Source organism: Kitasatospora sp. NPDC087314, from assembly GCF_044744365.1.
Taxonomy (GTDB): Bacteria; Actinomycetota; Actinomycetes; order Streptomycetales; family Streptomycetaceae; genus Kitasatospora.
In genome coordinates this window covers 59393-71568 of record NZ_JBIUYE010000003.1, presented here as the reverse complement: position 1 = coordinate 71568, position 12176 = coordinate 59393, and the positions used below count along the sequence as shown (strand labels likewise).

The 12176-nt window shown below is 67.1% G+C and carries 7 protein-coding genes; 2 read left to right on the top strand and 5 right to left on the bottom strand.

All coding sequences use genetic code 11. The features are described from left to right. Positions 1 to 56: 56 nt before the first annotated feature. Positions 57 to 539: an inorganic diphosphatase gene (locus ACIO5E_RS06845; protein WP_218205006.1), complete on the bottom strand. Its 483-nt coding sequence runs from the start codon at positions 537 to 539 to the stop codon at positions 57 to 59. A 340-nt stretch (positions 540 to 879) separates the two neighbouring features. On the opposite strand from ACIO5E_RS06845, the gene ACIO5E_RS06840 reads away from it, so the two are divergent. Further along, complete coding sequence (locus ACIO5E_RS06840; RefSeq protein ID WP_400664574.1) at positions 880 to 3336, top strand: sodium-translocating pyrophosphatase; 2457 nt, start codon at positions 880 to 882, stop codon at positions 3334 to 3336. A gap of 298 nt (positions 3337 to 3634) precedes the next feature. Here ACIO5E_RS06840 and ACIO5E_RS06835 read toward each other — a convergent pair whose 3' ends face one another. The 3 genes from ACIO5E_RS06835 to ACIO5E_RS06825 form a co-directional block, all read right to left on the bottom strand. Beyond that, positions 3635 to 7993, bottom strand: a complete 4359-nt coding sequence (locus tag ACIO5E_RS06835) for a hypothetical protein (protein ID WP_400664572.1) — start codon at positions 7991 to 7993, stop codon at positions 3635 to 3637. 149 nt (positions 7994 to 8142) lie between these two features. Continuing rightward, positions 8143 to 9480: a hypothetical protein gene (locus ACIO5E_RS06830; RefSeq protein WP_400664570.1), complete on the bottom strand. Its 1338-nt coding sequence runs from the start codon at positions 9478 to 9480 to the stop codon at positions 8143 to 8145. A 10-nt stretch (positions 9481 to 9490) separates the two neighbouring features. Then, the gene (locus ACIO5E_RS06825; protein ID WP_400664568.1) at positions 9491 to 10171 is read right to left on the bottom strand and encodes a hypothetical protein; all 681 of its coding nucleotides are present in this window, start codon (positions 10169 to 10171) and stop codon (positions 9491 to 9493) included. A gap of 142 nt (positions 10172 to 10313) precedes the next feature. Here ACIO5E_RS06825 and ACIO5E_RS06820 point away from each other — a divergent pair, with 142 nt between their 5' ends. Further along, on the top strand, positions 10314 to 11144 hold the full coding sequence (locus ACIO5E_RS06820; RefSeq protein ID WP_400665337.1) for a glycosyltransferase family 2 protein: 831 nt from the start codon (positions 10314 to 10316) through the stop codon (positions 11142 to 11144). On the opposite strand, the gene ACIO5E_RS06815 is transcribed toward ACIO5E_RS06820, so the two are convergent. Beyond that, positions 11141 to 12118 (bottom strand): NAD-dependent epimerase/dehydratase family protein, encoded by a 978-nt coding sequence (locus ACIO5E_RS06815; RefSeq protein WP_400664566.1) that lies wholly within the window; start codon positions 12116 to 12118, stop codon positions 11141 to 11143. The two genes, ACIO5E_RS06820 and ACIO5E_RS06815, sit on opposite strands and share 4 nt — an antisense overlap. Between the last annotated feature and the right edge of the window lie 58 nt (positions 12119 to 12176).

Below are 12176 nucleotides of genomic sequence, written 5' to 3'. Positions count from 1 at the left end.
GGTTGCTGAACCGAGGACCCAGAGAGCTTCCCCGTGACACCGGCGGAGATCACCCGCTACGCGGCGGCGGCTCGGGAACGAGAGGCTTCGATCTCGGCGTAGGCGCCGGCCTTGTTCTCCCAGTGGGAGCCCTCGACGGACTTTCCGGGTTCGAGGTCCTTGTAGACCTCGAAGAAGTGGGTGATCTCCTGCAGGTCGAACGGAGGCATGTCGTCGATGTCCTGCAGCCGTGCGAAGCGCGGGTCGTGAGCGGGCACGCAGAGCACTTTCTCGTCCGGCCCTTTCTCGTCGGTCATGACGAACATGCCGATGGCGCGACATGTGATGCCGCATCCCGGAAAGGTGGGCTCGCCGACGAGGACGAGGGCGTCGAGAGGGTCGCCATCCCCACCGAGGGTGTCTTCGATGAACCCGTAGTCCGCTGGGTAGCGGGTGGCCGTGAACAGCATCCGGTCCAGGCGGATCCGCCCGGCTGCATGGTCCATCTCGTACTTGTTGCGCGAGCCCTGGGGGATCTCGACGATCACCTCGAAGTCCATGTCGGCCTCCTTCCGCGATCCCGGGCGTCCGGTGCCGCGACGACTCCAGGTCTTCATTCTCCGGCGGATCAGCCGAGGCCGCATCGCGGCCACCCGGTTGCACTCTCTAGCTCTGCGGACCTTCAACGCCCCGGGTTAGCCTCTGTCTGAACAGGGCTTCGTCCGCTTTGTCCCCGGGCGGCGCGTTCGACAGAGCCACTCCGCAGGAGTCGACAAAGAGGGATTCTCCGGCAGCGATCCGGTCGAAGTAAGCCAGGCTATTCGCAGATCGCGCGACTCGCCCGCGCAGCCGAGCGGTTCAGTGCGCCCGGCGCACCAGCACGACGTCGAGGAGGACGGAATGGCTGGGTTCGTTCTCGCCGGCGCATCCGCTGTGCAGTACACCGCCGCGCTTGTCCCTGGGCGGAGCCGGCTCGGTGCTCCAGCCGCAGTGGCACCTGTGCTGACCGGGTCGGGCCGAACCCTGGTGGTGGTGGTCGCGCTGATCGCGGCCGGTGCACTGGTGGTGGCCTGGGTGTTTGTGAGGCAGGTGCTGGCCGCGGACGAGGGCACGCCGGCGATGCGGCGGATCGCCGCAGCGATCCAGGAGGGCGCGAACGCGTATCTGGCGCGCCAGTTCCGCACCCTGGGGGTGTTCGCCGGGGTGGTGCCTTTCGTGCTGCTGCTGCTCCCGGCGGACAACTGGGGGCAGCGGGTGGGGCGTTCGGTGTTCTTCCTGGTCGGGGCGGCGTTCTCGGCGACGACCGGGTACGTGGGGATGCAGTTGGCCGTACGCAGCAATGTGCGGGTAGCGGCAGCGGCGCGGGCGGCAACACCGCCGGTTCCTGCGGCAGGCGATCGGGAGGGGCCGACGGCAGCACCGCTGGTGCGTACGGTCTCGCAGCGCGCGATGCGGATCGGCTTCCGCACCGGCGGGGTGGTGGGCATGTTCACCGTGGGGCTGGGATTGCTGGGGGCGGCCGCGGTGGTGCTGATTTACCAGACGAACGCGCCGAAGGTGCTGGAGGGGTTCGGTTTCGGTGCGGCGTTGCTGGCGATGTTCATGCGGGTGGGCGGAGGGATCTTCACCAAGGCCGCAGACGTCGGCGCGGACCTGGTGGGCAAGGTGGAGCAGGGAATCCCGGAGGACGATCCGCGCAACGCGGCGACGATCGCCGACAACGTGGGCGACAACGTGGGGGACTGCGCGGGGATGGCGGCCGACCTGTTCGAGTCCTACGCGGTGACCCTGGTCGCCGCGCTGATCCTGGGCAGGGCCGCCTTCGGTGACCTCGGGCTGGCCTTCCCGCTGGTAGTACCCGGGATCGGGGTGCTCACCGCAGTGCTGGGCATCGTGGCGGTCTCCCCACGGCCCGGGGACCGCAGCGGTATGACCGCCATCAACCGTGGGTTCTTCGCCTCCGCGCTGGTCTCGCTCGCCTTGGTGGCCGGCGCGGTTTTCGCGTTCCTACCGGCCCACTTCTCCGGTCTGCACGGGGTACCGGCCGAGATCACCCGGCACGCGGGCAGCCCACGACTTTTCGCCCTGGCCGCGGTGGCCATCGGGATCGTGCTGGCCTCCGCCATCCAGCAACTGACCGGCTACTTCACCGAGACCACCCGCCGGCCGGTGCGGGACGTGGCCAAGACCTCACTCACCGGGCCGGCCACCGTGGTGCTCTCCGGTATCGCGCTCGGCCTGGAAGCGGCCGTGTACTCCGCCGTGGCCATCGGCGCCGCGGTCTACGGCGCCTACCTCCTCGGCGGCGGCTCCCTGATCCTGTCCCTGTTCGCGGTCGCGCTGGCCGGCACCGGGCTGCTGACCACCGTGGGCGTGATTGTGGCCATGGACACGTTCGGCCCCGTCTCCGACAACGCCCAGGGCATCGCCGAGATGTCCGGCGACGTCACCGGCGCCGGCGCGCAGGTGCTTACCGAGCTGGACGCGGTCGGCAACACCACCAAGGCGATCACCAAGGGCATCGCCATTGCCACGGCAGTGCTTGCCGCCACCGCGCTGTTCGGCTCCTACACCGACGCCATCAACACCACCGAGGCGCAGATCGGCCCGGCCGCCCACGGCTCGAGCCTGAGCCTGGCCATCGACCAGCCCAACGACCTGGTCGGCCTGCTGCTCGGCGCTGCCGTCGTCTTCCTCTTCTCCGGCCTGGCCATCAACGCCGTCTCACGCTCCGCCGGTGCAGTGGTCTATGAGGTCCGTCGACAGTTCCGCACCCGCCCCGGCATCATGGACGGCACCGAGCGGCCCGAGTACGGCCGGGTGGTGGACATCTGCACCCGCGATGCACTGCGCGAACTGGCCACCCCGGGTCTGCTCGCCGTGCTGGCCCCGATCGCCGTGGGCTTCCTCCTCGGCGTCGGCTCGCTTGGCTCCTACCTGGCCGGCGCCATCGGCACCGGCACCCTGATGGCCGTCTTCCTGGCCACCTCCGGTGGCGCCTGGGACAACGCCAAGAAACTGGTCGAGGACGGCCACCACGGAGGCAAGGGCAGCCCCGCCCACGCCGCCACCGTCATCGGTGACACCGTAGGGGATCCCTTCAAAGACACCGCAGGACCCGCCATCAACCCGCTGCTGAAGGTGATGAACCTGGTCTCCCTTCTGGTCGCCCCAGCCATCGTCGAACTCGGCTTCGGCTCGCACGCCAACCTCGGCCTCCGGCTGACTATCGCCCTGGTGGCCCTGGCCGTCGTCATCACCGCAGTGTGGATCTCCAAACGCCGCAGCATCACCGTCGGCCCCGACGAAACACCCACCGACACCCGAGCGCCGGAGGAGCCCGCCCCCGTCCCGTAGTCCGCATCCTGAGTGCGGGGAGCAAGCCTGCGGACTACTGAGACCAGGAAACGGCGAAGACCCCGACCGCATCGCGATCGGGGTCTTCGTTTCGGCTGGTCAGCCGTGGCGGAGGATACGAGATTCGAACTCGTGAGGGGTTGCCCCCAACACGCTTTCCAATTCTGCGCGGGGGTGTTCGATGGGGTCCGCACAGGTTCTGACCTGCTGGTCTCTGCTTGTTGGAACGGAGGTTGAACCCGCGCGGACGGCAATGAATGAGACCAAAACTGAGACCATGCTCGATCGGGTCGGAGGCCTACCGGCCAGCCGCGTCCACAGTCGAGAGGTCTGCGGTGAGTGCCAAGCGGTCGATGATGTCCAGGCAGCGTTCGCGGTCACCTCGACTGGTTTGCCGGTACAGGCGCAGCACGAGCGGGATGACGTAGTGGCCGGCTAGCGCTCGGTCAGTGTCTAGTGTCGCCGCTCGCTCACATGCTTCGAGAGCGCTCTGGGGCAGTCGAGTGGTCTGCCGGTTGAGGGTGATGAGGAGGTTCTTGCTGTTCTTCGGGAAGGCCGTGCTGTGGGTGAATGCCTTGACGAAGTCGTTTAGAGCGGTTCCGTTCAGTTGGTCGATGTTGGCTGTGGCTCTTGACGCGCTTTCGCGGACGGTAGCGTCGGCGTCATCGAAGAGGCAGGGAAGCCATGGGAGAGAGCGCCCCGGGTACTGGGCAAAGATCTGTGCGGCTCCGCTTCGTGCGGGCTCGCTCAATTCTTGGACAGTCTGGGGGAGTTCTGGTGTGAGGACTTCCCAGATCGCAAGGATGGCCCAGATCTGGCCGGCGTTGCTGCCGGCATCCGCTGGCAGCTGCAGGGCTTCGGAGAGGTAGTGGCTGAAGCGCGCCACGTCCTGTTGCAGGGCCAAGACCAGAAGGTCGCGCACAGTGTAAGCGCTGTAGAGGTTCGCAGTGGGGTCGGCCAGCAATTCGTCAGCGAGGTCCAGGGCCGTGTTGGGGTCATGCTTGTGGAGGACGTGCACCGCCAATGCCGCGCAGGCCCGTACGGCAGGCGACGGGTCGCTGGAAAGGCGCTGCACAATCTGGGTGAGCGCTGACAGGTGCTGGTCGCTCTGTGACAGTAGTGCTCCGGCCGTCCAGACGGCGTGCCCTCGACTGGTGTTGATTCCCGCAGTGACCAGGTCGTCAGTCGCGCTGTAGCCGTGGGCGGCCGTCTGGTCTTGGGAGAACCTGTCGAGGAGTTCAACAAGGGCCTGGTTGGTGTTGGTGCGGTTCGAGTCAATGGTGCGGCAGATGTCCGGGATGCTGGAAGGACCAACGCATTGGTAGACGTGCACGCATAGGTCGGTGAAGTGATCTGCGTCCAGGGACGGCGCGACAGCGCGGAGGATGGCAGCGAAATAGATCAGGGGCGAGGCGCTGTCGAGCGTCAGGGCTATGCGAGCGAAGCGCTGAGGCTCGCGCTCTGCTCGGCGGCCCAGCGTCTGCGAGAGTTCGAACGCCCCTCCTTGCGTGCTCCATTGCTCGTTGTGCTCAGGCTTGGCGTAGATGGCCAAGGCGTTCAGCCAGTGGCTGTCCTTCATTCGCGCACCAGCCTCATCGCTGATCGGCGGTGCGACAGCGCGCACCTCCGACGCTGGCGCGGGAGCCAGAACACCCGGGGTCTCGAACTTCCTCTCCCATTCTCCAAGTCGCCGACGCGCCAGATCCGTGAGGCGGGTCGGGTCTACCGCTGACAGGAGCCGGTACTGGGTAATCCCGAGCAAGCCCAAGCCAAAGCCTCGGTGATCGGGGCGACGGCGTTCCCAGGAGGGGTAGAGCTGCAGGAGCGCCGTGAGAAGGCAATTGAACGTGGCGCTTGAGCACCGGCGGGATACGAATTTGATCATGTCCCGGGTGGCCCACAGGACGGCATCCCAGATTCCCTGCCGGAGGGCGTCGTCAGCAAGCAGCCATCTCACGGCCTCATCCGTCCGGTCGACGGTTGTGTGCACCCGGGCCACGATGTAGTTGGTCTCGGGCCCATTGATCGCCATGAGCTGTCGCAGGGCGTCATCAACGATGCCGGGTTGACTTGCAGCAAGTGCGCCGAGCGCCTGTTCGAGGCCTCGGATGAGGAGGGATCCTACGTCGTATGCGCCCAGATACATGTGAGCCCAGGGGCTCTGGCCAGTGTCTTTTCCGCGAGCTTCCTTAGCGGCGGCGATCTTGAGGACGAAGGGGAGCACCTCGCTGACGAACGCTGCGGGTGCTCCGGCGGCGCATGGAGTGATCGCATCGCGGGCAGAGGGCGTGTAGTCGGTGAGGAGGCCGGCCTTGAACGGGTCCTCGTGCCCGTCTTGAGCAGCGCGCACTGCCGTCCGGCGCAGGTATGCGCCCAGAATGCGAGTAGCGCTCTGCGGATCTCGGCTTGTAAGGGATTGCAGGTTGCTGAGAAGAGCGATGCCACCCGCCTCACGCCCGTGGGGGTCATCGAGTTCCCCCCGGTCGATGAGTTCGGTCACGAGCGACTCGATGTCAGCGCTCATTGCCCAGAAGACCAGGCGCTGCAGCCGTTCACGCCAGACATCTGATACACCGGCATAGGGGTGCACTAAGGCGGAAACCCGCTGTGGTCGATAGCTGACAACACTGACAAGAGAGTTGAATGCCTCTGCCGCCGTGGCAGGATCCGCCAGCAGGCGCTCCCAGAAACCATCGTGGTCGGCGGCATCGAACCACACGGGGTGCCCCAGCAGGGACCGGATCTTGGGTGCCAGGGGCGAGGAGCTCCAGGCTAGATCCTCCAGCAGCTGCCAGTCGGCGGAGGTGGCCTTGAGTTGGCGCAGTACGGTGATGACTACGTCGTTGATGTGCGGGCGGATAGCATGCGATTCGAGTAGATCACGGACATCGGCGCGGAAACGGCTGGGGTCGATCGCCTCTGTGTATTCCAGGATCTGCCGGGTCTGGGCGCGGCGGAATAGGGCCTGTCCGGAACCGGCGAGGAAGTCGTGGAGCGTTGTGGTGCCGGCCGTGAAAGCGCGGGCGAAGAGGTAGTCGAAATACGACTCGTGGAAGAATCCGATGCGGTCGCCGGTCTCCATCGCGAGGATGCCCTCGGATTCGAGGACCTGGACATCGGCCTGGTCGAAGCGGTCGAGGACCGGGCGGGGTGCGCTCAGGGTCTCGTGGTCGCTCAGATGTTGAACAAGGGCCGTGGTGATCCGGTGCCATGCCTCGGGGGTGAGTTTGCGCTCCACCGCACTGCGGCGTTCCTTCGTGAACTGCGTGTACAGCTGCTGGAGGGTGCGGTAGGTGCCTGTGCGGGCGTCGACGGAGAGGCGGCTGAAAACCGACAGGTGTAGAGGGACCTTCAGCAAGCGCAGCGTCTCAGGGCTGAGGGCAGAGGGGTCGGTGCCGTACTCCGCCAAGGCTGTCCGAAGCGATTCGTCGGTGAGATCGTCCAAAACCAGCCTCGCGACACGGTCGCTGGTGGCCAGTGCCCGCAGTCGGGAGTCCTCCTCGACATCGACCTTGCGGGCAACCAGCACCACTTTGACTGAGGGCTCGTATCGCAGTTGCTCGATCACGTCGGCCACGGCGCCGTACACCTCGGACATTCGACCGCTGTAGGTGCTAACTGCGTCCAACTGGTCGATCACCAGCAGCGAGGGCTGGCCACCAGCGGCGTTTGCCAGCACGACGGCCGGGGAGTCGGAGAGTTCCATTACTCGGCCAAGGGCAGCAGCGCTCTGCACGTTAGGGCTGGCTGCGCTCATTCTGACCGCAGCCGCGTACCAGCCGCGCTCTTGCAGCTGCTGCACCACATCGCTGACAACCGTCGATTTTCCCATCCCGGCGCGGCCTTCGCAGAGCACGATCTGAGGACCGTCCGGCTGCAGGAGCCGCTCCATCAGCTCCTCTGTATAGGGCCGAACCGCTAGCCCGAGCGCGGGACGATTCTCGCCTGCATGCCGGGTGAAGCGGCCGACCGAGTCGGAAAGCGCGAGCGCGGTGGTCTCGTCGCCAATGAGGTAGCGGCGCTTGACCTTCTTCTCGGCTAGGTAAGACCAGATTTGAGGTGCGGTCACCACTTGGTGGAGGTGATCGTCGCAGAAGGCCCGCAGGAGGGAGACCACGGTCTCCGCGTCGTCCTGCACAAGGAACGAGTAGCTCAAGGCCACCTCGCGGCGCAGGCTCTCACCTGGCTGGTGCCACACCTTGATCTGCCGCAGGTACCGCCATGCGTTCTCTTCCGTCGCCTCTGGCCAGTTCGAACGCACCGCTGCGAACTCGGTGGCCTGGTCCTTCGTTCGGATCTCTTCGAACTCGGCGAACGTTTGGGCAGCGACCGCTCGTTCACAGAGCGATTCCAGTTCCCCAGCATCCGTTGACAGAATCAGGCGGACGGTCTTGCCCCCAGCAAGATGCCTCGCCACCTTTTCCAGCACCGGGGCCAGCCGTAGCAGCGTCCAGCGCGTGCCGCTGTCCTTGACCTGGTCACAGCACGGCCCATCCGGGAACTGGATCTCGAACTCGATGCCCTCCCCCGCATCGCCCGGCGGCTCCAATCGCATGCTCGACGCCTCGCCCCGCAACAGCTGGCCGATCTGGAGGGCTGTCCACCAGTGCTCATACCTGTTAGGGAGCTTGTCCGCGGCCCCGCCTGCCATCGCCATTCAGCACCCCGCACAGCACCGTGACATCCGAGCCCAACCACCCGGGAGCTAAACGCTACCTGCCACTACCGACTAACGCCGCTAGGAAGATTCAGACCATGATCGAGACAGCCGCCAGCTCGGCCGTGCGGAGCAACCCCTCGCAGGCGTCAGTACGAAGCGGTCCGCTGAAGGTGCCCTGCGGCCCTCCCTGTCCCATCCCTTCGCATGGCGGTCATGGACAGCTCGGTGAGGCGGGGGACGAAGGCCACGTCGAGCTGTTCGGTTGGGTGCAGCAGGCCCCGCTCGCAGGTCTCCGCCTCCCACACCGTGCAGGTAGACCGTGGGAAGGCGGGGTTGATCCCGATCTCTCCTTTCGGGATCGCTCCATTAAATGGCGTCGGGATGCCCTCTGTGTTCCAGTAGTCCCAGGCCTCAAATGCCTTGGTCTGCTCGAAGGCGAGGTAGAGCTGCGGGTAACGGTCGATCATCCGCATCTCGCGGAAGATGAGTTGCCCGAGCAGGTGCGGTGCGGTCACGGCGAGGGTTTCGAAGTCCGCGTCGCGGAAGGTGAAGGACGCAGCGTCCTGGCCAGGCGCGAGCGCCACGCTGGCGAACAGGTGCGACAGGCGCCGCCTGGTGAAGCGGGCCACCTGGGACGCCAGGCCGGCCTCGATCTGTCCGACGAGCTGGAGGAGGTGCTCGTGCCCCGGGTTGAATCGGGACAGGTCGAAGAGCTGGTCCATGCCCTGGACCGCGGAGAACGCCAGCCGCTTGTAGAGGCGGTTGTTCATCTCTCCCAGCTGGGCGTACGCCTTGGTCTCGAGGGTCGTGGAGTTGAGCATCAGGTACTCGGACAGCACCTCGAAGTAGAGGTAGCCGAGGAACGGGAAGGCCGGCACGGTGGCGGCGAGCTGGTCGATGAACTCGGCTTCCGGTGTCGGCTTCCCGGTGGCGTTGGCGAGGAGGGCGTCGAGGAAGGGCGCCGCTGCGCGGAGCCGGTCCAGCACCGCCCGGCGGAGCTGGGCGTCCTCTGGCTCGGTGAGGAAGCTGCGGTGGGTGAGGTACGTTCGCAGGTGGATGGCTCCCAGCCGGAGGTAGTCGATGCCCTTGGGCGGTACGGGGGCGTCGGGGGTGATCTCGAAGACCAGGGTGCGGGTGTGCGTCTTGGTCTCGAGCAGGTAGGTGCCCAGGTTGTGCGGGCGTAGGCCGGCGGGCTCGGGGGTGAGGGGAGCGCAATAGAGAGCTGCGACGAGGCAGCCGGTGGAGGCGTAGAGGTGCCCGCTGGCGCGGATCGCGTCCAGGGCGACGGTGATGTGCATCAGGTGGATGGGGCGCCCGGAGGTCAGCGCCTGGGTCATAGAGTTGCCGCTCAGCAGCCAGCCGTTGGGCGTCTCGTGCTCGAGGTGTCGGCGCCAGTCGGCTTCGGTCTCGGCGAGTCCGGACGGGCCGGGTCGGGTGGCGCTGCTGGTGTGGTCGGTGTGGGCGTCGTCCCACTCGTGGTGCATGGATGGCCTCCTACTGCCGGGGGTTGAGGAGCTGGCTGGCGTGGATGAGTGCTCCGTGGTTGGTTGCGCCGTCGAGCCGGGCCTGTTCGCTTCGGACGACCAGGTCGAAGGCGACGGGGTGGAGCCAGGCGGGGATGACGATGCGCAGGTGTGAGGGGTCGGGCCACCAGCGGGTGAGGGGCAGCCGGTAGCGGTCCAGGCAGTCGGCCGTCTTGAGCAGGTCGATCAGGTGGGGCGCTTGCTGGTACGCGAGGTTCTGCTCTGGGGTGAAGTCCGCGTACGGGACGTCGTGCAGGCCGATGGCGCTGGCTGCCTGCTGGGAGAGGTCGGGCGGAAGTTCTCGGCCGAGCATGGTGGACACGGCGTGCTGGTTGCGGGTGAACCAGAGAGCTGCCCGTTGGCCGTGTCCGGGATCGTCGCTGTCGTCGCGCCGCCGGCAGTCGTGGACCGCTGCGGCGGCACACAGGGCTGCGGTGTGATCGCGGTCGAGCCCGTACTCCTGGGCGAGCAGACCGGCGAGCAGGGAGACGCGGGCGTTGTGGCGGATGCCGTGGATGGAGTCGACGAGCTGGGGCTGCGCGAACCAGGTGGCGTCCGGTACCAGCATGAGCGGCGGATGTGGCAGGGTGGGCGGCGCGGCTGAGGCTTCGGGCCGGTTTCTGGCGATCCAGGCGAGTGTGTCCTGGTCCATGACCTGATGGGCTGGAAGGCTCCGGTTTTCGGCAAGTTCTCTGAGCGACGCGGTGCTGTGATCCGGCGTTCGTGAGGTCATCTCTGGTTCCTCGAAGGGAAGAGGTTCGGTGGGCGTCAAGCTGGGTGTGGCGATCCTGACCATGGGCACGCGGCCGAAGGAGCTGGCCGAGCTGCTGGCCTCGGTGGAGATGCAGACGGTCAAGGCCGCGAAGGTCGTGGTGGTCGGCAACGGGTGCGCGCTGCCGGAACTGCCGTCGTGGGTCGAGGGCGTGGATCTGGCGGACAACCTCGGAGTGACCGGAGGCCGGAACGTCGCGCTGGAGCACCTGCGGGACGTGGACGTGGTGATCGACCTCGACGACGACGGCCTGCTGGTCGCCGACGACGTCCTCGCCCGGATCGCCGCCCTGTACGAAGGCGACCCCGGGCTGGGCATCGTGAGCTTCCGGATCGCAGACGAGACCGGCGTCACCCAGCGGCGCCACGTCCCCCGGCTGCGGGTCGGCGACCCGATGCGCGGCGGTGAGGTGACCAGCTTCCTTGGCGGTGGTCACGCGCTGTCCTCGAAGATGCTGGAGCAGGTCGGCGACTGGCCGGACGCCTTCTTCTTCGCGCACGAGGAGACCGACATGGCCTGGCGGGCGCTGGATGCGGGGTGGCGGGTGCTGTACGTCCCCGAGCTGCTGCTCCAGCACCCGCGAACCAGCCCGACCCGGCACTCCTTCTTCTACCGGGTGAACGCCCGCAACCGGGTCTACCTGGCGCGCCGCCACCTCCCCGCGGTGCTGGTACCGGTCTACCTCGGGGTATGGATGGCGCTCACCGTCGCCCGGACCCGGGATGTGGCCGGGCTGAAGGCGTGGTTCGGGGGCTTCGCCGAGGGCTGGCGCACACCGTGCGGCCGGCGCAAGCCGATGCGCTGGCGCACGGTGGGGACCATGACCCGGCTGGGTCGGCCGCCGATCATCTAGGCCGCTGTCGCCTGGCGCATCCAGTCGGGGATGGCGGCAGGGGTGGCCTTCAGCCAGGTCACGTAGCGGGCGACGCCTTCCGCCATCGTGATGCTCGGCCTCCAGCCCAGCAGCTCCTCCATCCGCTGGACGGAGGCGTAACCGCCCTCGGGATCGCCGGGAGGCATGGGCGTCTCGATCAGCTGAATGTCCGGGTAGTGGCTGCGGACGAGTTCGGCGACCTGCCGGATCGAAGTGCCGCTTCCGGTACCGATGTTGATGGTCTCGTTGTGGGCGCGAGGCGCGACCAGCGTGCGCAGCGTGCCAGTGGCGATGTCGTCCACGTGGACCATGTCGCGGATCTGGTGGCCGCCGCCGTTGAGGTGCAGCGGCAGGCCGAGCGCGGCCCGCATGGCGAACCAGGCGACCACCCAGGAGTGGCTCCTCTCCTTGACGACCTGTGGTTCGCCATAGACCGAGAAGTACCGCACGACGGCGTAGGAGATGCCGGCGCCGCCGATCACCGCGGCGGTCTGGTACTCGCCCCATGCCTTGCTGTTGCCGTACACCGACACCGGCTGGACCGCCGCACCCTCTACAAACTGCGGGCTGCCGTTGCCATAGACGCTGGCGGAGGAGACGAACACCATCCTGCGCACCCGGTCCGAGGCTGCGACGGCGTCCAGGACGCGCTGGGTGCCGGTGATGTTGGTGTCGATGGCGTCCAGCGGCCGACGCGTGCAGGCCGCAACGTCGGCCAGGGCAGCGGCGTGGATCACGTAGTCGCAGCCGGAGATCACCTTGCGCATCAGGTCCGGCTCGGCGATGTCGCCGACGATAAAGTCCGGGTCGGAGGCGTCGATGCCGAACCGCTCGCGGTACACCTCGTGCGGGTAGGCGTCGAGCTTGCACACGGAGATAGGGCGGGCGCCGAGCCGCCGGAGCTGGGACGTGATGCGGCTGCCGATGAGGCCACCAGCACCAGTGACCAACACGGTCTTTCCTGAGAGCTGTTCGAGGGACAAGGGAGGCTCTTCCTCTCACACGTGGGAT